Origin of the sequence: Rhodococcus sp. SGAir0479 (genome assembly GCF_005484805.1) — a bacterium.
Classification (GTDB): Bacteria; Actinomycetota; Actinomycetes; order Mycobacteriales; family Mycobacteriaceae; genus Prescottella.
This window is the reverse complement of the sequence record NZ_CP039432.1, coordinates 4,688,679-4,710,595: the sequence shown is the minus strand read 5'-3', so window position 1 is coordinate 4,710,595 and position 21,917 is coordinate 4,688,679. Positions and strand designations below refer to the sequence as shown.

Annotated in this window: 22 protein-coding genes; 9 read left to right on the top strand and 13 right to left on the bottom strand. The window is 70.9% G+C overall.

Annotated elements, in window-relative coordinates; translation table 11 throughout:
• Nucleotides 1-108 precede the first annotated feature (108 nt).
• From E7742_RS21850 to E7742_RS21840, 3 genes are read left to right on the top strand one after another with little or no spacing between them, the layout of a single operon-like run.
• Entirely contained in the window at nucleotides 109-1,068 is a 960-nt protein-coding gene (locus E7742_RS21850; RefSeq protein WP_137800854.1) for a metal ABC transporter solute-binding protein, Zn/Mn family, read from the top strand.
• Complete coding sequence (locus E7742_RS21845; protein WP_137800853.1) at nucleotides 1,065-1,916, top strand: metal ABC transporter ATP-binding protein; 852 nt, start codon at nucleotides 1,065-1,067, stop codon at nucleotides 1,914-1,916. The genes E7742_RS21850 and E7742_RS21845 overlap by 4 nt, the downstream gene beginning before the upstream one ends.
• Nucleotides 1,913-2,812, top strand: a complete 900-nt coding sequence (locus E7742_RS21840) for a metal ABC transporter permease (protein WP_137800852.1) — start codon at nucleotides 1,913-1,915, stop codon at nucleotides 2,810-2,812. The genes E7742_RS21845 and E7742_RS21840 overlap by 4 nt, the downstream gene beginning before the upstream one ends.
• A gap of 58 nt (nucleotides 2,813-2,870) precedes the next feature.
• Here the strand turns inward: E7742_RS21840 and E7742_RS21835 are convergent, their stop codons facing one another.
• The 6 genes from E7742_RS21835 to E7742_RS23675 form a co-directional block, all read right to left on the bottom strand.
• Nucleotides 2,871-3,833, bottom strand: coding sequence for a TauD/TfdA dioxygenase family protein (locus E7742_RS21835; RefSeq protein ID WP_137800851.1), 963 nt, complete (start codon nucleotides 3,831-3,833; stop codon nucleotides 2,871-2,873).
• Nucleotides 3,834-3,877: 44 nt separating this feature from the next.
• Complete coding sequence (locus E7742_RS21830) at nucleotides 3,878-5,557, bottom strand: dipeptide ABC transporter ATP-binding protein (RefSeq protein WP_137800850.1); 1,680 nt, start codon at nucleotides 5,555-5,557, stop codon at nucleotides 3,878-3,880.
• Nucleotides 5,558-5,570: 13 nt separating this feature from the next.
• The gene (locus E7742_RS21825; protein WP_137800849.1) at nucleotides 5,571-6,440 is read right to left on the bottom strand and encodes an ABC transporter permease; all 870 of its coding nucleotides are present in this window, start codon (nucleotides 6,438-6,440) and stop codon (nucleotides 5,571-5,573) included.
• Entirely contained in the window at nucleotides 6,437-7,396 is a 960-nt protein-coding gene (locus tag E7742_RS21820) for an ABC transporter permease (RefSeq protein ID WP_137800848.1), read from the bottom strand. Before E7742_RS21820 ends, E7742_RS21825 begins: the two co-directional genes overlap by 4 nt.
• Before the next feature lie 39 nt (nucleotides 7,397-7,435).
• Nucleotides 7,436-9,037 carry an ABC transporter substrate-binding protein gene (locus E7742_RS21815; RefSeq protein ID WP_254699107.1) on the bottom strand — a complete coding sequence of 534 codons (1,602 nt, stop codon included), beginning with the start codon at nucleotides 9,035-9,037 and terminating at the stop codon, nucleotides 7,436-7,438.
• Nucleotides 9,038-9,202: 165 nt separating this feature from the next.
• Nucleotides 9,203-9,334 (bottom strand): hypothetical protein, encoded by a 132-nt coding sequence (locus E7742_RS23675; protein WP_302660215.1) that lies wholly within the window; start codon nucleotides 9,332-9,334, stop codon nucleotides 9,203-9,205.
• 191 nt (nucleotides 9,335-9,525) lie between these two features.
• Between E7742_RS23675 and E7742_RS21810 the strand changes: the two genes are divergently transcribed.
• From E7742_RS21810 to E7742_RS21800, 3 genes are read left to right on the top strand one after another with little or no spacing between them, the layout of a single operon-like run.
• A complete protein-coding gene (locus E7742_RS21810; RefSeq protein ID WP_137800846.1) occupies nucleotides 9,526-11,847 on the top strand; it encodes an arylsulfatase in 2,322 nt (773 codons plus the stop codon).
• A gap of 24 nt (nucleotides 11,848-11,871) precedes the next feature.
• Nucleotides 11,872-12,630 (top strand): LamB/YcsF family protein, encoded by a 759-nt coding sequence (locus tag E7742_RS21805; RefSeq protein WP_137800845.1) that lies wholly within the window; start codon nucleotides 11,872-11,874, stop codon nucleotides 12,628-12,630.
• Nucleotides 12,630-13,235 carry a 5-oxoprolinase subunit B family protein gene (locus tag E7742_RS21800; RefSeq protein ID WP_137800844.1) on the top strand — a complete coding sequence of 202 codons (606 nt, stop codon included), beginning with the start codon at nucleotides 12,630-12,632 and terminating at the stop codon, nucleotides 13,233-13,235. Before E7742_RS21805 ends, E7742_RS21800 begins: the two co-directional genes overlap by 1 nt.
• Nucleotides 13,236-13,268: 33 nt before the next feature.
• Here E7742_RS21800 and E7742_RS21795 read toward each other — a convergent pair whose 3' ends face one another.
• Nucleotides 13,269-14,195: a LysR family transcriptional regulator gene (locus E7742_RS21795; RefSeq protein WP_137800843.1), complete on the bottom strand. Its 927-nt coding sequence runs from the start codon at nucleotides 14,193-14,195 to the stop codon at nucleotides 13,269-13,271.
• A gap of 102 nt (nucleotides 14,196-14,297) precedes the next feature.
• Between E7742_RS21795 and E7742_RS21790 the strand changes: the two genes are divergently transcribed.
• Entirely contained in the window at nucleotides 14,298-15,335 is a 1,038-nt protein-coding gene (locus E7742_RS21790) for a YeiH family protein (protein WP_137800842.1), read from the top strand.
• Between the two features lie 14 nt (nucleotides 15,336-15,349).
• Here the strand turns inward: E7742_RS21790 and E7742_RS21785 are convergent, their stop codons facing one another.
• Complete coding sequence (locus E7742_RS21785) at nucleotides 15,350-16,039, bottom strand: ZIP family metal transporter (protein WP_137800841.1); 690 nt, start codon at nucleotides 16,037-16,039, stop codon at nucleotides 15,350-15,352.
• A gap of 59 nt (nucleotides 16,040-16,098) precedes the next feature.
• On the opposite strand from E7742_RS21785, the gene E7742_RS21780 reads away from it, so the two are divergent.
• The gene (locus E7742_RS21780) at nucleotides 16,099-16,962 is read left to right on the top strand and encodes a biotin-dependent carboxyltransferase family protein (protein WP_137800840.1); all 864 of its coding nucleotides are present in this window, start codon (nucleotides 16,099-16,101) and stop codon (nucleotides 16,960-16,962) included.
• 3 nt (nucleotides 16,963-16,965) lie between these two features.
• On the opposite strand, the gene rlmB is transcribed toward E7742_RS21780, so the two are convergent.
• From rlmB to carD, 5 genes are read right to left on the bottom strand one after another with little or no spacing between them, the layout of a single operon-like run.
• Nucleotides 16,966-17,931 (bottom strand): 23S rRNA (guanosine(2251)-2'-O)-methyltransferase RlmB, encoded by a 966-nt coding sequence (rlmB, locus tag E7742_RS21775; protein WP_137800839.1) that lies wholly within the window; start codon nucleotides 17,929-17,931, stop codon nucleotides 16,966-16,968.
• A complete protein-coding gene (gene cysS / locus E7742_RS21770; RefSeq protein WP_137800838.1) occupies nucleotides 17,931-19,343 on the bottom strand; it encodes a cysteine--tRNA ligase in 1,413 nt (470 codons plus the stop codon). The genes rlmB and cysS overlap by 1 nt, the downstream gene beginning before the upstream one ends.
• 11 nt (nucleotides 19,344-19,354) lie before the next feature.
• The gene (gene ispF / locus E7742_RS21765) at nucleotides 19,355-19,831 is read right to left on the bottom strand and encodes a 2-C-methyl-D-erythritol 2,4-cyclodiphosphate synthase (protein WP_137800837.1); all 477 of its coding nucleotides are present in this window, start codon (nucleotides 19,829-19,831) and stop codon (nucleotides 19,355-19,357) included.
• A gap of 12 nt (nucleotides 19,832-19,843) precedes the next feature.
• Entirely contained in the window at nucleotides 19,844-20,527 is a 684-nt protein-coding gene (gene ispD / locus E7742_RS21760; RefSeq protein ID WP_137800836.1) for a 2-C-methyl-D-erythritol 4-phosphate cytidylyltransferase, read from the bottom strand.
• 2 nt (nucleotides 20,528-20,529) lie between these two features.
• Nucleotides 20,530-21,018, bottom strand: coding sequence for an RNA polymerase-binding transcription factor CarD (gene carD, locus E7742_RS21755; RefSeq protein WP_007528440.1), 489 nt, complete (start codon nucleotides 21,016-21,018; stop codon nucleotides 20,530-20,532).
• Nucleotides 21,019-21,315: 297 nt separating this feature from the next.
• Here carD and E7742_RS21750 point away from each other — a divergent pair, with 297 nt between their 5' ends.
• Nucleotides 21,316-21,912 (top strand): copper chaperone PCu(A)C, encoded by a 597-nt coding sequence (locus tag E7742_RS21750; protein ID WP_137800835.1) that lies wholly within the window; start codon nucleotides 21,316-21,318, stop codon nucleotides 21,910-21,912.
• The last annotated feature ends 5 nt before the right edge of the window (nucleotides 21,913-21,917 follow it).

Below are 21,917 nucleotides of genomic sequence, written 5' to 3'. Positions count from 1 at the left end.
GAGGCGTTCCGGCGACTTCCGCTAGTCTGTAAACGGAAACGGTTACCATTAACGTTCGAGGGCCGGCTTCGGCCCACTCAGCGCCAAGTCGTGTTCAGGGAGAATGTCGTGCGCAAACCCCGCCAGTCCACCGTGTTCCGCTCGGCCGCGGCCACCATCGGTGCAGCCCTGGCCGCGGTCACCCTGACCGCGTGCGGCAGTTCACCCGACGCCGACGGCCCGCTCCGTGTCGTCGCCTCCACCAACGTGTGGGGCAGTGTCGCGCAGGCCGTCGCCGGTGACCGGCTCGAGGTCACCTCGATCGTCACCGAGCCCTCGGCCGACCCGCACTCGTACGAGGCCAGCCCCTCCGACGCGGCGAGGATCAGCGACGCCGATCTCGTCGTCCTCAACGGCGGCGGCTACGACCAGTTCGTCGAGGACGTCCTGGACTCCACCGGCGCCAAGCCCACCGTCGACGCGTTCGACCTGTACGAGGAGCGCACCGGCACCCACGCGGCCGAGTCCGACGAGGAGCACGCCGGCCACTCGCACGGCGCCGCCAACGAGCACGTCTGGTACGACATGCCGACCGTGGACGCGACCGCCAACGCCATCGCCGAACAACTCGGCAAGCTCGACCCCGACGGCGCCGACGTCTACACCCGCAACGCCGAGACGTTCCGCGACCGGTTGCGCGGGGTGTCCGAGACGACGGCGGCGATCGCGGCGGCGCACCGGGACGCCCCCGTCGCCCAGACCGAGCCGATCGCCTACTACCTCCTCGAGGCCGCGAAATTGAAGGATCTCACGCCCCCGGCCTTCACCGGCGCCGTCGAGAACGGCACCGATCCGTCACCGGCGTCGATTGCCGAGACCCGACAGTTGTTCTCCGACAAGAAGGTCCGGGTCCTGGTCTACAACGCGCAGACCGAGGACAAGGTCACCGAAAGCATCCGGCAGAACGCCGAGGCGGCCGGCACGCCCGTCGTCGAGGTCACCGAGACCCTGCCCGAGGGCATGGACTTCGTGCAGTGGCAGACCCGGACCGCGCAGACGCTCGCCGACGCCCTGAACGGTGCGTCGTGAGCGGCACCGGGACACCCGCCGTCGAACTTCGCGACGCGTGCCTGTCGTTCGGTGACCGCACGCTGTGGTCCGACCTGAACCTGGCCGTCGAGCAGGGTGAGTTCGTCGCCGTGCTGGGGCCCAACGGTTCCGGCAAGACGTCGCTGCTCAAGGTGCTGCTCGGTCAGCTGGCCCCGACGTGCGGCACCGTCCGGATCGCCGGCACCCCGGCCCGGGCCGGCAACGCACACGTCGGCTACGTCCCGCAGCAGAAGTCGCTCGACGAGGGACTGCCGCTGCGCGGACGCGACCTCGTCGGGCTCGGCGTGGACGGACACCGCTGGGGCACCGGGCTGTTCGGGCGGGCCCGGCGGCGCGCGATCGTCGATTCCGCCATCGCACAGGTGGGCGCGCAGGCGTATGCCGACGCGCCGATCGGATCGATGTCGGGCGGTGAGCAGCAGCGGTTGCGGATCGCGCAGGCGCTCGTCGGCGACCCCAAGGTGCTGCTGTGCGACGAGCCGCTGCTGAGCCTCGACCTCGCCAACCAGCACCGCGTGTCCGAACTGATCGACCGTCGGCGCCGCGACCACGACACCGCGGTCCTGTTCGTCACGCACGAGATCAACCCGATCCTGCCGCTCGTCGACCGCGTCCTCTACCTGGTCGACGGCAAGTTCCGGATCGGCACGCCCTCGGAGGTCATGACCTCCGAGGTGCTGTCCGAGCTGTACCGCACCGACGTCGAGGTGCTGCACGTCCGCGGCCGTCTCGTGGTCGTCGGGACCGGCGACGCCATCGACGCGCTCGGCAGCGGCTGCGGCCCGCGCCCCGGCGAGGGCGTCCACCACACCGAGGACCACGCATGAGCAACAAGTTCACCGACGCCATGTCGCACCTGCTCGACTTCTCCACCACCGCGGACCTGCTGCGGTACGACTTCGTCCAGCAGGCGCTGATCGCCGGCGCGATTCTCGGGCTGCTGGCCGGCGTGATCGGCCCGCTGATCGTGAGTCGGCAGATGTCGTTCGCGGTGCACGGGACGTCGGAGCTGTCGCTGACCGGCGCATCGGCCGCGTTGCTGATCGGGGTCGGCGTCGGGATCGGCGCCGTCGTCGGTTCGGTCGTCGCCGCCGTCCTCTTCGGTCTGCTGGGCACCAAAGCGCGCGAACGCGACTCGGTGATCGGCGTGATCATGGCGTTCGGTCTGGGTCTGTCGGTGTTGTTCCTGTGGGCGTACGACGGCCGTACCGGCACGAGCTTCTCGCTGCTGGTGGGGCAGATCGTCGCGCCCGGCAACTCGGGCCTGCTGCTGCTGCTGGGGTGTGCCGTCGTGGTGCTGGGCACGCTGTCCGTGATCTACCGGCCGCTGTTGTTCGCGAGTACCGATCCCGAGGTGGCCGCCGCCCGCGGGGTCCCGGTGCGCGGACTGTCGATCGTGTTCGCGGTCCTCGTCGGGATCACCGCCGCGCTGGGCGTGCAGATCGTCGGCGCCCTGCTGGTGATGGCGCTGCTGATCACCCCGGCCGCCGCGGCCGGGCACGTCACCGCGGACCCGCTGCGCGCGACGGTGCTCGCGGTGCTGTTCGCCGAACTGGCCGCGGTCGGCGGCATCCTGCTCTCGCTCGCGCCCGGCGTCCCGGTCTCGACGTTCGTCACGACGATCTCGTTCGTGATCTACCTGGTGTGCCGGGCGATCGGCGCGTCGCGGAGACGGTCCGCGGGGCGGGCCGTCGTTCCCGCCGGAGAACACCTCCACGCATGACGCACGGAAGGGCCCGGCGACCGCGTGCGGTCGCCGGGCCCTTCCGTCTCCCTCCCCGTCAGGCGGACTCGAAACCGGGCAGCCGGCGCGGCTCGTCGACCACCGAGAAGTGCGAGGCGTCGCCCACCCGGATGCGGCTGGAATTGCCGTGCACGTCGACCGGCACGTCCCCGGCGAGCGTGACGCGGTGGATGTTGCGCACCTGGTTCCCGAAGTCGGCGATGCCGTAGTGCTGGGTGTTCCGGTTGTCCCAGATGGCCAGGTCGCCCGGCGCCCAGTTCCAGCGAACGGTGTTCTCGAGCTTGGTGATCCGGGCCTGCAGCAGCTGGAACAGCGCCGTGGTCTCGGACGGCTTGAGCCCGACGAACTCCTTCACGAAGTGCCCCAGCAGCAGCGACCGCTCCCCTGTCTCCGGGTGCACCCGCACCACCGGGTGCTCGGTCTCGAAGACCGTTCGGGTGAACTCCGCGAACCGTCCCCCGAGCGCGGCGCGGTCCCGGTTGCCGGCCGCCACCTCCGCGTAGTCGTACTCGTTGGAGTGCACCGCCCTCAGGTTCTCCACCAGCGCCTTCAGAGCCGGGGGCAACTGCTCGTACGCCGCAGTGGTCGAGGCCCACGTCGTCGCACCGCCGTAGGCGGGGATCTGGACCGGGCGCAGGATCGACGCCTTGGGGATGCGGTCGATGAACGTGACGTCGGTGTGCCAACTGTTGGCGGCCCCCTCGATCACGAGCGTCCGGTTGTCCTCGGACGTCAGCGTCGGGTGCGTCGTGGTCTGGCTTCCCAGCGTGCCGGCGAACGCGTACTGCTCGGCGTCGTCGAGGTGCTGCTGCCCGCGGAAGAAGATCACCTTGTTGGTGGCCAGCGCGTAGCGGATGGCGTCCGCCGTCTGGGCCGACAGGTCACCGGACAGGCGCACGCCCTCGATGACGGCACCGATGTGCTCACCGACCTTGGTGACGGTGATCCCGCCGGCGGCGTAGACCTCGGCGGCGGTGGTGGGGCGCAGTGCTGTGGTCATCTGTTTCGTCCTTTCGATAGGGGTTTCGGTTTCGGAAAATCCGGTCAGACCGCCGCGGAGAGCGGGGCGCCGGCAGACGGAGCAGCGGGGGCCTCGCCGCGCTGACGGACGGGGTCCGGGACCGGCACGGCGCCGACGAGTCGGCGGGTGTACCCGTCGGTGGGGGCACCGAAGACCGACGTGACGGGTCCGGTCTCGACCACCCGGCCCCCGCGCAGCACGGCCACCCGGTCGGCGACGGTGTGGACGACCGCCAGCTCGTGACTGATGAACAGGCACGCGAAGCGGTACTGCTCCCGCAGGTCCGCGAACAGGTCCAGGATCTCCGCCTGCACCGAGACGTCGAGAGCGCTGGTCGGCTCGTCCGCCACCAGCAGGCGCGGAGCCAGGGCCAGCGCGCGCGCCAGCGCCACACGTTGACGCTGGCCGCCGGACAGCTCGGCCGGCCGTCGGTCGGCGAAGCTCCTCGACAGCCGCACGGATTCGAGCAGGTCACCGACCGCCGTCCGCAGCAGCGCTCCGGACGCGGCCCGATGCACCTCCAGCGGCTCGGCGACGGACTGTCCCACGGACCGGCGGGGGTCCAGCGACGCACCCGGGTCCTGATGGACGAGTGCGACCCCCTTGCGGAGCAGTCGAAGATCACGGCGCGACGCGGCGGTGAGATCGATGCCGTCGAGTACCACCCGGCCCGTGGTGGGGCGCACGACTCCGAGGGCGGTGCGGCCCAGGGTGGTCTTGCCGGAGCCGGATTCGCCGACCAGGCCGAGTACCTCCCCGGGCGCGACCGAGAGGTCGACGTCCGACAGTGCGGCGAACTCCGGTGCTCCTCGGCGACCGGGATGGATCACCGACACGCCCTCGAGCACCAGGACCGGGTCCCGCGGCGGCACCGGATCCGGGGCGGGCACCGGGAACTCGGCGGGTGCGGGCAGCCGTGGCACCGCCGCCAGCAACTGACGGGTGTAGGGGTGGTCCGGCGCGGCGAAGAGCTCGAAGACGCCTTCCTGCTCCACGATCCGGCCCGCACGCATCACCGCGACGCGATCGGCGATGTCCGCGACGACACCCATGTTGTGCGTGATGAGCAGGACGCCCGCGCCGGTCTCGCGGCCCAGACCGCGCAGTAGGTCGAGGATCTCGGCCTGCACCGTCACGTCCAGCGCGGTGGTCGGCTCGTCGGCGATGAGGAGGGCCGGGCGTCCGGAGAGCGCCAACGCGATGACGACCCGCTGCTTCTGACCGCCCGACAACTGGTGCGGGTACCAGTCGAGCCGGCGTTCGGGCTCGGGGATCTCGACGCGGCGGAGCAGTTCGATGCTGCGTTCGCGGACCTCGGCCCGCGACAGCCTGCCGTGCGCCCGCAACGCGAGTGCGAGCTGGGTGCCGATCGTCTGGACCGGGTTGAGCGCGGTCTGCGGTTCCTGGAACACCATGGCGGCGGCAGTCCCGCGCAGCGCCCGCAGTGTCGCGGGATCGGCCCCGATCACCTGGGTTCCGGTGAGGACCACCGAGCCCCGAGCGTGCGCGCCGTCCGGCAGCAGGCCCAGGACCGTGCGCGCGGTGAGGGATTTGCCCGACCCGGATTCGCCCACCAGCGCGACGATCTCGCCGGAGTGGACGGTGAGGTCGACCTGGTCGACGACGGGGTCCGCGCCGCCGAATCCGACGACCAGGTCGTGGACGGCGAGTACCGGTGTCTCCGGTGGTGTCGATGCGGTCATCGTCCTTCTCCGATCAGCGGCGGGCACGGCCGAGGGCCTGTGCGATGAGCAGGAAGCCGAGCACGAGTCCGGACACCAGCAGCAGTGGTCCGAAGGCGTACATCGGGTTGGCGTCGAGGTTCTGGACCGAGCCCGAGATGATCGCGCCCAGCGACGGCTGTGGAGCACGAACGCCGATGCCGATGAAACTCATTGCGCCCTCGATGAACACGGCGATGGAGAGCGACAGCGCGACCTGGACCGCGAGCGTGTCGAGCGCGTTCGGGAGGATGTGGGTGCGCAGGATCCACCAGCGGCCCGCGCCGATCACCCGTGCCGCCTCGACGTAGGGCAGTTCCCGGATCTCGAGCACGGATGCCCGGACCAGCCGCCCGAAGATCGGGATCTCGGCGGCCACGACCACCACGCCGACGGTGAGCGCGCCGGGTCCGACCACGGCGGCCAACGCGATCGCCAGGATCAGGGCGGGGAAGGCCAGGATCACGTCGAACAGCCGCTGGGCGATCGCGTCGGCGACCGGGTGCACCGACGTCACCAGCCCGACGAGGGTGCCGACGACCGCGCCGACGAACACCGACGCGAAAACGATCACCAGGTTGACCCGGATGCCGTACAGCGCGCGGGTGAACACGTCCCGGTTGACTTCGTCGGTGCCGAACCAGTGCGTACTGCTGGGGCCGAGCAGGTTGGCCCCGCGGATCTGCTCGAGCGGGTCGAACGGTGCCAGCAGCGGGGCCGCCAGCCCGAGGACCGCGATCGTGGCGACCAGCAGCACCCCGACGAGCCCCTGTCCGCGGGTGAGCGCGTCGCGGACGGGCCGGTTGCGGGTGCCGGCGGCCACCGGACGGGCGGTGAGAATGGGGTCGGTCGTGACCGTGCTCATGCGTGGGCTCCGATTCGGATGCGGGGATCGAGGGTGGCGTGCACGAGATCGGTGACCAGCTGGACGATCACGAACACCGTCACCGACAGCAGGAGCAGCGCCTGCACCACCGGGTAGTCGCGCCGGCTGATGCCCTGCTCGATGAGCAGACCGACTCCCGGCCACGCGAAGATCGCCTCCACCAGCACCGCGCCCCCGAGAAGTGCACCGGCCTGGATGCCCAGCACCGTCACCACGGGAGGCAGGGCCGCGCGCAGGGCACCGCGGGTGACGATCGTCCACCGGGAGATGCCCAGGGCTTCCTGGGTGACGGCGTGCGGTCGTCGCAGCTCGGTGCGCAGGGACTCGGACAGGAAGCGTGTCAGCGCTGCCGCGGCCGGCAGCCCCAGGCACACCGCCGGGAGCAGGAGGTACTGCGCGGTGATGCCCGGCCGCGCCCAGAAGCCGTCCGGCGGCACCCCACCAGCGGGCAGAACGGGGACCAGCACCGCGAACACCAGGACCAGCAGGACGCCGGTCACGAACGTCGGCAGTGCGACGGCGATCGTGTTGGCGCCGTTCACGATCGCGGTCAACCACCGCCGCGGCCACAACACCGACGCGACACTGACGACCAGCGCGGTCACGACGGCGAAGCCCAGCGCGGACGCCGCGAGTACCACGGTGTTGAGCAGGGCGTCGCCGATGAGCCCCGAGATCGATCCGCCGAGCATGTACGACCGGCCGAGATCGAAGGTCACCACGCCCCCGATCCAGGACGCGTACTGGGCCCAGACGGACCGGTCGAGGCCCAGGTCGTGGCGGATCGCGGCGATCACGTCCGGGGTCGCGTCCGGACCGGCCAGCGTGGCAGCCGGGTCGCCCGGGACGAGCCGGAGCAGCAGGAAGATGGTGACCGACGCCAGGAAGAGCACCAGCAGCACCGATGGCAGGCGACTGAGGATGTAACGGGACATGTCGGGGTCCTTGAACTCTCGTCGATACTCGGAGTGGATTCACGCCAGGAAGGCGTCGGCCAGTTGCGGTTCCGTGCGCCGGGTCCAACCGAACCCGCGCAGCCTCGACGTCGTCACCAGGCGCGGGACGACGACCGCCAACTCGATCAGGAACAGGTGCTCGAGCAGTTGGTCGTTGACGGCGCGGTAGCGCGCCAGCGCCTCGGGTTCCTCCCCCGACACGGGCCACGCGGCCTCCGCGGCCGCGAGGTAGTCGGCGTCGGTGAAGTTCGACGCGTTCCTGCGGGCGTTGAAGGGATAGGCGCTGACCGTCAGCGTGGCCGGTGTGTACTGCGCGAAGCTGTGCGTGAGCAGCCACAGACCGGGGAACTGGCCCGCGATGAGCTGCTTGACCGCGACCGCGTTCTCGACCGGATCGAGTTCCACGGTCAGCCCCACGGCGGCGAGGTCCGCCTGCACGATCTGGGCGATGGTCTCGTTCGAGGGACTGCCTGCCGCGTAGGTCAGCGGGATCGGCGGGAGCTCCCCGACCTCCGCGAGCAGCGCACGCGCCCGGTCGGGATCGAGCGTGTAGGTGGTGTTGCGGTCCTCGTCGTACGCCGGCGAGTGCCGCGGCCACGGCAGGTTCGCGGGATAGGCGGCGCCGCGGAAGACCTCGTCGACGATCCGCTCCCGGTCGACCGCGTACGCGATGGCCCGGCGGACCCGAACGTCCTGCAGAGCCGGCGAGGCCACGTTGGTGCCCAGGTAGAACTGGCCCTCGGCACCCTCCTCCTCGACCACCGAGAAGCCACCGAGCCGGGTGAGATTGTTCGCGTCGCGATAGGTGAGCGCCCCGGTGTAGTCGATGCGCCCGGACCGGACGTTGGCGAGCAGCGCCGACGAGTCCGTGATGACAGCGGCCTCGACGCGGTCCAGGTACGGCCGGTCGGGACGCCAGTAGTTCGAATTCCTCTCGAAGACGATCTGCGAGTTGGGGGTCCGCGAGGCCAACACGAAGGGACCGGTTCCGATGTACGTCTCTCCCGCTGCCAGCTCGGCGACCGTGTCGCGGTCGATCATCGGGACGATGTCGAGCAGGTCGAAGATGTTGCCGATGGGCCGGGCGAACGTCAGCACCAGCCGGGCAGGATCGCTCGTGTCGTACCCCGTGATGGTGGCCGCGGTGCTCCGCAGCTGCGCCGTCCATTTGGGGTCGGCATACGTGCGCAGCGCGAACTCCGCATCGGCAGAGGTGAATCGGCGTCCCGAGTGGAAGTGGACGTCGTCGCGCAACCGCAGGTCGAGGCTGAGCCGGTCGGCGGCCAACTGCCACGACGTGGCGAGCGAGGGTTGAGGCTCGAGACTGTCGCCGGGGTAGCGGATCAGCGTCTCGTACACCAGACCCACGGTGGTGATGATCGCATCGTTGGAACTGGTGAGGATGCCGCCTGCGACCAGGTCGTTCGCCAGACCGACCCGGACCGTGCCACCGCGTCGCGCGGTGACGTCTCCGGAAACTGCGGCGCCGGAACGTAACTCGGCGACGGCCGAGGCGCAGCCGGTGGTGGCGACTGCACCGAGCACTGCGAAGGCGGCGAGCCCGCTCCCGCGGAGGAACGCGCGGCGGTCGAGCGCGGGTACGGATGTGGTCGAACGCACGGGTGATCCAGCCCTTCGGACGGTGAGGGTGATCCCGGGGGCGGCGGCGCCCGCGCCCGGTCGCATGGACCGGAGCGGCGCCCGCACGCCCGTCGGGCGAGAAACGGGGAAGGCGACAGACGACGGCAGACGGCAATCGCTCGTCGACGTCGGACGCGATGCAGCTCAGCCGTGGGTGCGCACGGGGGCGCGACCGGGACAGCTGCGACAACACAGCTCCCGCGCCAGCGGGAGCCGCGCACCCAGCGCGAACGTCACGTAGGTGACGTGCTGGGTGGTCGTCCGGCTCCTGGGCATGGCGAGGACGGTAGCCCGAGAGCGCCTCCGCCACAACCCGTTCGGACTCCGGATCGCCGCTTCACGCACCATTCTCGGCGGGCGCGTCCGCGTGACCTGGCGCGACTTTTGCTCGCCGGGATCGCAACCGTGGCCCCCCGCGCCGAGCACATGGTTCCCTGGGGCGATCCGCAGAAAGAAGGTTGTCCGACATGACCGTTCCGCCGTACGCGCGAGGTTACGAGGGTTTCGAGGGCAGAATCGGTCGCACCGCGGCTGATTCGACGCCCAGCTGGCCCGCCACGACGACTGCACGGCCGGGTGCGCCCAACGTCGTCGTCGTCCTGGTCGACGACATGGGCTACTCCGACATCGGTCCGTACGGGTCCGAGATCGACACCCCCAACCTGGACCGCATCGCGGCGGAGGGCGTGCGGTTCACGAACTACCACACCACCCCGCTGTGCTCGCCCTCCCGCGCCGCCCTGCTGACCGGTCTCAACCCGCACCGCGCCGGATACGGCTTCGTCGCCAACGCCGACCCGGGCTTCCCGGGCGTGCGCCTCGAACTCGCCGACGACGTCCTCACCCTTCCCGAGATCCTGCGCGCCGGTGGTTACGCCACGTATGCCGTCGGCAAGTGGCACCTGGTCCGGGACGCGAACATGAGCCCCGGCCGGGACCGGGACTCGTGGCCGACGCAGCGCGGCTTCGACCGGTACTACGGCTCGCTCGAGGGGTTGAACTCGTTCTTCCATCCGAACCAGCTGATCTCCGACAACTCGGTGGTGGACGTCGACGACTACCCCGAGGACTACTACCTGACCGACGACCTCACCGACCGGGCCGTGTCGTACATCAAGGACCTGCGCGCACACGACGCGGACAAGCCGTTCTTCCTCTACTTCGCCCACGTCGCGATGCACGGTCCACTGCAGGCCAAGGACACCGACATCGCCGGGTACCGGGGCCGGTACGCACAGGGATGGGATCGGATCCGCCGGTCCCGCTTCGCATCCCAGCTCGCGATGGGCCTGTTCCCGCCGGGCACCGAGGACGCGCGCAACACCCTGGACGGTTTCGACGTCCCGCCGTGGGACGCGCTCACCGCCGAGCAGCAGCAGCGGTACGCGCGCTACATGGAGGTGTACGCCGCCATGGTGGACTCCGTGGACCAGTCGGTGGGTCGCATCCTCGACACGCTCGACGAGCTCGGCGAGCGGGACAACACGATCGTCGTGTTCACCTCCGACAACGGCGGCACCGCGGAGGGCGGGCCGGAGGGGACCCGGAGTTACTTCGCCGAGTTCGCCCACGTACACGATCCGGAGTGGGTGGGCGACGTCCCGCACGACCCCGCGCTGATCGGCACCGCCCGCCTGGGCGTCCACTACCCGCGGGGGTGGGCGCAGGCGTCCAACACGCCCTTCCGCTTCTTCAAGGGCCAGTCGTACGCCGGCGGGGTGCGGGTGCCGCTGCTGGTGTCGTGGCCGGCCGGACTGCGGCGCGACGACGCCGACGCCGGTGTGCGCACCGAGTTCGCGTACGTCACCGACCTCGCCCCCACGCTCCTCGAGCTGACGGGCGTCGAACCTCCGGCGTCGCGGAAGGGGCTGCCGGCCAAGTCGTTCGACGGCACGTCGGTGGCCGGCGTGCTGCGCGACCCGGCCGCTCGTTCCGCGCACACCGAGCAGTACACCGAGATGACCGGCAACCGCGGCTACTACCGCGACGGCTGGAAGCTGCTGGCGTTGAACCCGACGCTCCTCGACCGCGGCGCGGACCTCGACGACCCCCGCTGGCAGCTGTTCGACGTCCGGTCCGACCCCACCGAACTGCACGACCTGGCCGGCCGGTTCCCGGAGAAGGTCGCCGAGCTGGCGCAGGCGTGGGACGACGCCGCCTGGGCCAACACCGTGTTCCCGCTGCTGGGCAACGCGGTGGGCGCGGTCCGCCGGCCCGACGAGGACCGCTACACCCGGCCGGTGCGCATCCTCGCGGGCACCCCGACGCTCGAGCGCTACCGGTCGTCGCGGCTGATCGGCTTTCGCGACTTCGAGGTCGACGTCGATCTGGCCGGATTCCGCGCGGGCGACGAGGGCGTGCTGGTGGCGCACGGGGATCTGCAGGGCGGGTACCTGCTGTACGTCGAGCACGACCGGCTCGTGTTCGGTTACAACGCTTTCGGTGCCTACACCGAGGTGGACGGCGGTCCCGTCCCGGCCGGTACCCGGAAGGTGGGTCTGCGGGCCACCGTCGTCCCCGCACTGCGCTGGGACTTCGCCGTCACCGTCGACGGCCGGGCCACCGGCGCGCTGACCGGGCAGGTCCAGCTGATCGGGATGGCGCCGTGGACTGGTATCTCCGTGGGTCTGGACGCCCGCGGTCCGGTGTCGTGGGATCTGCGGCGGAGGCGGGGTGTGTTCCGGTACCGCGGTGATCTGCGCGCCGTCACGTACCACCCCGGCGCGGTTCGCAGCCCGGCCGCCGTGGTCACCGCCGCCGAACGCGAGTACGAGCAGGTCGCCGACTGACGGGGACGGCCTAGGATCGACACCGTGGCGGTGATCGATCTCAACAGCGACCTCGGCGAGAGTTTCGGCGCGTGGACCCTCGGTGACGACGCGGCGATGCTCGACCTCGTCACGAGCGCCAACGTCGCGGCCGGGTTCCATGCCGGCGATCCCGCGACGCTGCTGCGCACGTGCCGGGACGCGGCCGAGCGCGAGGTGCGGATCGGGGCGCAGGTCGGCTACCGCGACCTCGCCGGGTTCGGGCGCCGGTTCATCGACGTCGCCGCGGCCGATCTGACCGCCGACGTCATCTACCAGATCGGCGCCCTCGACGCGCTCGCCCGCACCGCCGGCTCGGCGGTCACGTACGTGAAACCGCACGGCGCGCTGTACAACGCGATCGTTCGGCACCGCGACCAGGCGCGCGCCGTCGTCGATGCCGTACGGGCCGTGAACCCGTCGCTGCCGGTGCTCGGACTCCCCGGTTCCGCGTTCCTCGAGGAGGCGGAGCGCGCCGGTCTGCGCGTCGTCACGGAGGCGTTCGCCGACCGCGCCTACACGCCGGAGGGCACGCTGGTCCCGCGGACCGAGGCCGGCGCCGTCGTGCACGATCCGGATCTCGTCGCGCGGCGGGTGCTGCAGCTGGTGACGACCGGGACGATCGACGCGATCGACGGCACCCGCATCGTCGTGCCGGCGCAGACGATCTGCGTCCACGGCGACACACCCGCCGCCGTCGAGATGGCCGCGGCGATCCGCAAGCTGCTCGACGACGAGAAGATCCACGTGAAACCGTTCGTCTGATGCGCATCCTCGACGTGGGCGACCGCGCCCTGCTGGCGGAGTACGACGGGCTCGATTCGACACTCGCGCACTACCGCGCGATGGCCGCGCACCCGCACCCCGCCGTGACCGATCTGGTGCCCGCCGCCCGCACGATCCTGGTCCGGTTCGACGGGGTCCGCCCCGACGTGGTCGCGGGCTGGATACGGACGACCACACCCTCGGCCGCGGACGAGACGGTGACGGCGGATCCGGTCGAGATCACCGTGCACTACGACGGCCCGGACCTCGCCGAGGTGGCCGCGCTGACCGGGCTCGGCGTCGACGGCGTGATCGCCGCGCACACCGGGCAGGTGTGGACGGTCGCGTTCGCCGGGTTCAGTCCCGGCTTCGGTTACCTCGTGGCCGGGGACACCCGCCTGCACGTGCCCCGGCGGTCCTCCCCGCGCACCGTCGTCCCGGCCGGCGCGGTGGGGCTGGCGGGCGAGTTCTCGGGGGTCTACCCCCGCAGCTCCCCCGGCGGATGGCAGCTGATCGGAACCACCACCGAGCGCATGTGGGACGTCGACCGCGACCCGCCGGCTCTGCTGCGGCCCGGCGCGGCGGTCACCTTCGTCGCCGCCTGAGCCGGCTTCGCACCGGGCCCTCCCGGCACGGGTTCAGCGGGCCTGCGCCCGGGGGGCCCGGTCGCCGCCCGTGCGGCGCATCATGCGCACCAGATCACCGGCGGGGCCCGTCAGCTGCCGCGGCCCGCGCCACACCGCGCGGAGACTGCGGTCGAGGACCAACCCCTCGACGTCCACCACCTTCAGTTCGCCCGACGCGACCTGTTCCTCGACCGCGAGCGTGCTCATCACCGCGGGACCGACCCCCGCGACGACGCTGGTCCGGATCGCCGCGGCGCTGCCGAGTTCGAGCAGCGGTGGCGTGCGCTCGAAATCTCGCAGCGCGACGTCGAGGGTGGTGCGGGTCCCCGAGCCGGGCTCCCGGACGACGAGGGGCGTCTGCGCCAGTTCCTGCACCGCGATCGGCTTCCGGCGACGGGCCCACGGATGCGTGGCGGGCACGACCACGACCAGCCGGTCACGGGCGACGGTCACGCTGTGCAGTGTGCGCGGCACCGTCGGGGACTCGACGAACCCGATGTCGCACGCACCGGACTCGAGCCGCTCGAACACCTGACTCGAGTTGAGTACCTGGAGGTGGATGGTGACGCCGGTGTCGAGGGCCCGGAAGCGGCCGAGCCAGCCCGGCAGCAGATGCTCGGCGACCGTCATGCTCGCGCTGATCGTGAGCTCCGCGGCCCGTTCGGCGCGCAGCCCGTCGGCGACGTCGAGCAGCCGATGCGCCTCCGCGAGCACCCGCCGGGCCCAGTGCACGATCACCGTGCCCTGGGGAGTGAGGGTCGATCCGGTGGTGCGGCGCTCCACCAGCGGCATCCCGAAATGACGCTCGAGTTGCTTGATCGCACGGCTCGCGTTCGGCTGCGCCATTCCCGCGTTCCTGCTTGCCGCGCTGAGACTTCCGTGATCGTCGACCCCCACGAGGAGTTCGAGGACGTCGAGTTCGGGCCAGCGGCGAGGCATCCCGAGATTCTATGCGCCCAACTATTGACATATCCGATCGATATGTCCTCATGCGGAATATCCGGCTACCGAACAGCCGTTCGGTGCCCGACGCTGGACACCATGGGCAGTCCTGTCGACCAGCACACCACCGTCCCCGCGCTTCCGGCACGCGTGCGGGAGGCCACCGCACCCCTGGTGCCGGGCGTGGCCGTCGCCGCGGTCGCGACCGCCCTCGCCATGGGTGTGGGTCGTCTGCTTCCGACCGTCAGCCCCCTGCTGATCGCGATCGTGCTGGGCGCGGTCGCCGCCAACACCGTGCACCTGCCCACGACGCTCCGGCCGGGCTTGACGTTCTCGTCGAAGAAGCTCCTGCGGGTGGGCATCGCGCTACTGGGACTCCAGCTGATGCTCAGCGACATCGTGGGACTCGGCTGGGGCATGATCGGCGTCGTCGTCGCGATCGTCGTCCTGGGCATCACCGGGACCATGACGGTGGGCCGATGGCTCGGACTGAGCTGGACCCAGCGCCTGCTGATCGCCTGTGGCTTCTCGATCTGCGGCGCCGCCGCGACGGCCGCGGTGGACGGGGTGGTCGACGCCGAGGAGGAAGAGGTCCTCACCGCGGTCGCGCTCGTGGTGATCTTCGGAACCCTGATGATCCCGGTCGTCCCGCTGCTCGCGCGGGCGCTGGGTCTGGACGAACACGAGGCCGGGATGTGGGCCGGCGGCTCGATCCACGAAGTGGCCCAGGTCATCGCGGCGGGCGGCGCCATCGGCGGCGGCGCGCTCGCGGTCGCTGCCGTCGTCAAGCTCGCGCGCGTGGTGATGCTGGCACCGGTGATGGCCGTGATCGGTCTGCAGCAGCGGCGTCGGACCGACGGGGCGGCGGAGGGCACCCGGCCGCCGCTGGTGCCGCTGTTCGTCGTCGCGTTCCTGGCCTGTGCCGCAGCGCGATCGACGGGACTGGTGCCCGACGCCGTCCTCACCGCCGCCAAGACGGCGCAGACGGCGCTGCTGACCGCGGCGATGTTCGCGCTCGGGACGGGCGTCCACGTCGCGACGATCCGCAAGGTCGGTCCCCGCCCCCTGGCCCTGGCCGCACTGTCGACCGTCTGGGTCGCGGCGATCGCGCTGACCGGTGTGCTGCTCGTGAACTGAGACGCCCGTCCCGGTCAGGCACCGAGCGCGAAGGCTACGAGGAATCCGAGCGCGGTGGACAACCCCACCCACCAGCCGCCCTCGCGGTACGCCTCGGGCATCAGCGAGTCGGCGAGCACCGCGATGGTCGCGCCACCCGCGAACGCCTGGACGACGGCGATGCTGCCGTCGGAGATGTTGTCGGAGATCGCATTCGCGGCGACGACGACGAGCACCAGCACCGCCGCGGTGATCGCCCACACCCGCAGCGCGCGCCGCGCGTCGAAGCCGCGCTGGTTCCGCATCGACGCCGCACCCGCGACGGATTCGGGAACGTTGCCCACCGCGACGGCGACCAGCAGCACCACTCCCCCGCCCTCCATGAGGGAGACACCCAGGGCGGTGTTCTCCGGGATGCCGTCGAGCAGGGCACCGAGCATCAACGCCCATCCCAGCGCGGCGGGCCCGAGCTTGTTCTCGATGAGGTGGTCGGCCAGCACGTACACCAGCGCGCCGGCGAGCAGCGCTGCGCCCGCGACCCACACGCCCTCCATCGCGAACGCGGGAGCGAAAAGTTCGGACGACACCGCGGCCACCATGGTGCCGGCACCGAAAGCCATGAGAGCGGCCAACAGTGGCCGGGGAAGGTCGTAGCGCAGACCGATCCACGCGCCGATCAACAGCGGCAGCGCGGTGCCGAGTCCGTAGAGTACAGCTGTGAGCATCGGCCGATCGTAATCAGGGATCGTCGTCCGCACCGGGCACCGTCGGCGACAATCGATCCATGCCATCGCTCGACATCCTGCGCGCCGGTCCCCGCACCACAGTGCAGGACCGCGGACGGCCCGGCCACGCGGCACTCGGCGTGGGGGTCTCCGGGGCCGCCGACGTCGCCGCCCACGACGGCGCCAACCGGCTCGTCGGCAACGATCCGGCCGCCGCCACCTTGGAGGTCACGCTCGGCGGATTCCGGGCCCGCGCAAACGGGCCCGTGACGATCGCGGTCACCGGTGCCGCCGTCCCGCTCACCGTGGACGGCCGGCCGCGCCCGCTCTACTCGACCCTGCACCTACGCAGCGGTGCGGAGGTGCAGATCGGGATCGCGACCGCGGCCCTGCGCACGTACCTGGCGGTGCGCGGGGGTGTCGACGTCCCGGCCGTCCTCGGCAGCCGCTCCACCGACACGCTGTCGGGGATCGGCCCCGCACCGATCCGCGACGGCGCTCGCATCGCGATCGGCGACCTCCACGGCGAGTTGCCGGCCGAGGACCTCATCCCGCCCCCCGCCGCGCCCACCGACCCGGCCGAACTGCGGCTCCGGATGGGCCCGCGCGACGACTGGTTCACGCCCGCATCCCGCGCCGCGCTGGTGCGGCAGACGTGGACCGTCACCACCGACACCGACCGGGTGGGCGCCCGTCTGATCGGAGCGGGCCCGCTGCACCGCGCCCGCCGCGGCGAGCTGCCGAGTGAGGGTATGACCGTCGGCGCCCTGCAGGTTCCGCCGAGCGGCATGCCGGTGCTGTTCCTCGCCGATCACCCGGTGACGGGCGGCTATCCCGTGATCGCGGTGGTCGTGAAAGACGACCTCCCGGCCGCAGCCCAGCTGCGACCGGGAGACCGGATCAGATTTCGGCGTATCCCGTGAGACTCAGCCGCGGCGCTGGCGAGCGATCTCGGCGAGCACCACGCCCGCGGCGACGGACGCGTTGAGCGACTCCACCTCGCCCGCCATGGGGATGCTCAGGATCGAGTCGCACGTCTCGCGAACCAACCGCGACAGTCCCTTGCCCTCGGAACCGACGACGATCACGACCGGGTCGGTGCCCTGGTAGTCGTCGAGGCTCGTGTCGCCGCCCGCGTCGAGACCCACGACCTGGACGCCCTTGGCCTGCCAGTCCTTGAGCGTGCGCGTGAGATTGGTGGCCCGCGCAACGGGCAGCCGGGCGGCCGCACCGGCACTGGTACGCCACGCGACCGCCGAGACGCTCGCACTGCGACGCTGCGGAATCACCACCCCGTGCCCGCCGAACGCCGCGACTGAACGCACCACGGCGCCGAGGTTGCGCGGATCGGTGATGTTGTCGAGCGCCACCAGCAGCGCCGGTTCCTGACGGCTGCGGGCCGCGGTGAGCAGATCGTCGGGGTGCGCGTACCGGTACGGCGGCACCTGCAACCCGATGCCCTGGTGCATCCCGTTGGAGCTCATGCGGTCCAGATCGGTGCGCGGAACCTCGAGGATCGAGATGCCCGCGTCGGCGGCACGCTGCACCGCTTCCTTGAGCCGGTCGTCCGTCTCGGCGCCGACGGCGACGTACAGCGCCGTCGCCGGCACCCCCGCGCGCAGGCACTCGACGACGGGGTTGCGGCCGAGCACCATCTCCGGGGAATCGTCGGACCGGCGGATCGCGGCCGAGCGCTGCTGCTGGCGCTGTTCCGTCGCTCGGGCGGCGGCGCGGGCCCGCTTGGCGGCGGGGTGCTTGGTCCGTGCTTCGGCCGGCGGCGTCGCGCCGCGGCCCTCGAGGCCCTTGCTCCGCTTGCCACCCGATCCGACGACCTGGCCCTTCTTCGTTCCGCCCTTGCGGATCGCGCCACGCCTACTCGAATTACCCGCCATCACTTACCCGATTCGTTGGAAGAAGCCTGCTCGAGCGACCACTCGGGCCCGCTCGGAGTGTCGGTCACGGCGACGCCCGCCGCGGCCAGTCGGTCCCGGACCTCGTCGGCCACCGCCCAGTTCTTGTCGGCCCGCGCCTGCTGACGCCGGTCGAGTTCGGCCTGGACGAGCACGTCGAGAGCGCCCATCGCCGCGGAGGTGTCCGACGCCGAAGACCATTGCGGCGCAAGCGGATCCACACCGAGAATGTCGAGCATGGCGCGCACCTGCGCCGCCAGCGCCCGCGCACCGTCGAAGTCACCGGACTCGAGCGCGATGTTGCCCTCCCGCACGCGTCCGTGGATCTCCGCGAGCGCGGCCGGTACGTTCAGGTCGTCGTCGAGCGCGGCCGCGAACTCCGCAGTCCACTTGCCGACCGGCACGTCCTGCCCGGTGCGCTCGGCGGCGCGCTGCACGAAGGACTCGCAGCGGCGGAACGCCACCGCCGCCTCCTGCAGTGCGTCCTCGGAGTACTCGAGCATCGACCGGTAGTGGGCGCTGCCCAGGTAGTACCGAAGTTCCTGTGGCCGAACAAGTTTCAGCACGTTGGGTACCGACAGCACGTTGCCGAGCGACTTCGACATCTTCTCGCCCGACTTGGTGACCCAACCGTTGTGCAGCCAGTACTGCGCGAAGTCGTCACCGGCACACTTCGCCTGCGCGATCTCGTTCTCGTGATGTGGGAAGACCAGATCCAGTCCGCCGCAATGGATGTCGAAGGCCTGGCCCAGGTAGAACACGGCCATCGCGGAGCACTCGAGGTGCCACCCCGGCCGGCCCGGGCCCCACGGCGTCGGCCACGACGGCTCGCCGGGCTTCGCCGCCTTCCACAACGTGAAGTCGCGCGGATCCCGCTTGCCGGCTCCCGCGCTCTCGCCCTGGTGCACGTCGTCGAGTTTGTGCCCGGACAGCCGGCCGTACTCGGGGAAGCTCCGGACGTCGAAGTAGACGTCACCGCCGGCGGCGTACGCGTGGCCGTTGTCGATGAGCCGCTGCATCATGTCGACCATCTGCGTGATGTGTCCGGTCGCACGGGGCTCCACGGACGGCGGCAGCACCCCCAGCTGCCGGTAGGCCCAGTCGAACGAACGCTCGAACGTCGCGGCCCACTCCCACCAGGGACGCCCGGCCTCGGCCGCCTTGCCCAGGATCTTGTCGTCGATGTCGGTGACGTTGCGCACGAACGCGACGTCGTAGTCGTGCGCGATCAGCCAGCGGCGCAGGACGTCGAACGCGACGCCGCTGCGGACGTGGCCGATGTGAGGTTCGCCCTGCACGGTGGCGCCACACAGGTACACCGACGCATGTCCGGGGGTCAGCGGGACGAAGTCACGCGGAGCCCGGGTCACGGTGTCGTATAGGCGCAGGGTCACGACGAACGATTCTACCGGTCGCCATCTGCGGGGATGACCAGCGCGGTGGCCACCGCGGCGATGCCCTCGCCGCGGCCGGTGAGTCCGAGCCCGTCGGTGGTCGTCGCGGACACCGACACCGGCGCCCCGAGTACCTCGCCGAGCACCCGTTGGGCCTCTTCTCGCCGTGGGCCGATCTTCGGCCGGTTGCCGATGACTTGGACCGCCGCGTTGCCGACGACGTATCCGGCGTCGCCCAGCAGACGTCGCACCTCCGTCAGCATCCGCACGCCACTGACGCCGTCCCACTCCGGGCGGCCGGTCCCGAACACGGAGCCCAGATCGCCCAGGCCCGCAGCCGACAGCAGCGCGTCACACAGCGCGTGCGACGCGACGTCGCCGTCGGAGTGCCCGGCGCAGCCGTCGGCGTCCTCGAACAGCAGCCCGGCCATCCAGCACGGACGACCGGACTCGACGGGATGGACGTCGGTGCCGATTCCGACTCGCACGCTCGTAGCTCCTTACTCGGATCTCGCCTGCCCGAGCAGAATCCGGGCGAGCGTGAGATCCCACGGGGTGGTGATCTTGAATGCCTCGGGTTCGCCGACGATGGTGCGCACGCGTTCGCCCAGCCGTTCCACCAGTCCGGCGTCGTCGGTCGCGTCACCGTCGACGTCCTGGTAGGCGCGGCGCAACAGCGCCGCGTCGAAGCCCTGCGGCGTCTGCACGGCCCGCAGCTCCGATCGCGGTGGCGTGCCGGTGACGGCGCCGAGCACGTCGACGGTCTTGATGGTGTCGCTCACCGGCAGCACCGGAATCACCGCGGTGCGTCCGGCCTGCAGTTCGGCCACGACCCGCGCGATGAGCGACGGCGGCGTCAGCGCCCGGGCGGCATCGTGCACCAGGACCAACTCGGCCCCGGTCCCGGCGGCCAGTCCCGCGCGCACCGAATCACTGCGCTCGTCGCCTCCGACGACCACGACGACACCCTCGGGCAGGTCCGCCCGCGCGGCGTCGACGAGTTCCTCGGGCACGATCACCACGACCGTGTCCACGACCCCGGAGGCCAGCAACCCGTCGACCGCGTGGCGCAGTATCGTGCGCCCGTCGATCTCGACGAAGGCCTTGGGAACGGACTCACCGAGCCGCACGCCGCGTCCGGCCGCAGGGACCAGCGCAACGACCGGTCCTCGTGTGGTGGTCACCGTCAGGACGCGGCGGCGAGAACCTCGTCGAGAATGATCTCGGCCTTGGCGTCGTCGGTGCCTTCCGCCAACGCGAGCTCACCCACGAGGATCTGCCGAGCCTTGGCCAGCATTCGCTTCTCACCCGCGGACAGTCCGCGGTCCTGCTCACGCCGCCAGAGGTCACGCACGACCTCGGCCACCTTGTTCACGTCACCCGAAGCCAGCTTCTCGAGGTTCGCCTTGTAGCGGCGAGACCAGTTCGTCGGCTCCTCGGTGTGCGGTGCACGCAGCACCTGGAAGACCTTGTCGAGACCCTCCTGGCCCACCACGTCACGCACACCGACGTACTCGGCGTTGTCTGCGGGAACGCGGACGGTGAGGTCGCCCTGAGCAACCTTGAGAACGAGGTATTCCTTCTGTTCACCCTTGATGGTGCGGGTTTCGATCGCCTCGATCAGCGCCGCTCCGTGATGGGGGTATACGACGGTGTCTCCGACCTTAAAAATCATCTGTCCCGTGCCCCTTTCGATCTTTCGAGTTTAACACGTGACCTAGGGAAGGGCCCAGCAACGGTGCAGGTCAGGGGCATCCTCACCTGATCCTGGGGCTTGACAGGCGCGACCAACCGTGCATTTCCGACCCCCGCCGCGCCCCCGCCGTCGGGCCCTCGCGCACCCCCGAAGACGCACGCGGACAAGCGTTGTCCCCTCCCCGGGACACCGTTGGGAGTACCCAGCGCACACGGACTCGAGGGTGACTACTACTCTGCCTAGTGGATTGTGAACCTGACCCATGGAGGACAACCCGTGACTGCTCTCAATGCGTCGCCGACTCGCCGAGTCGCCACCGCTGTCGCCCTCGCTGCCGGCGCGACGCTCGTGCTGTCCGCGTGCGGCGCAGGTCAGATCTCGCAGACGGCCACTCAGGTCGCGGCGGTGAACGGCAACCAGGCCACCAGCGGCAACATCGCCCTGCGCAACGTGCACGTCGTCTACCCGAACTCCGAGGAGTACAGCATCGAGCCGGGCGGCGCCGCTCAGCTCGCGTTCACCGCGGTCAACCTCAGCGAGCACGGCACGGACGCGCTGAAGAGCATCAAGTCCGACTACGCGGGCTCGGTCACCATCGTCGACAAGGACGGCACCCGCGAGATCAAGCCGCAGGCCGCTCTCGGCGCCGGCAACCCGGACGTCACGGTGCCCGAGGAGGCCCCGGAGTCGGTGAGCCTGCTCGACGTCACGCTCGAGAATCTCCGTGAGGGTGTGCGCCCGGGCCTGACGTTCCCGGTCGTCTTCACGTTCCAGAACGCCGGTGACATCACCGTGCAGGTCCCGGTCGACGCCGGCCCGCAGACCGAGCGCCACCAGTCGGAGAAGTCCCCCGACGTCTCCGAGGGCCACTGACCCTT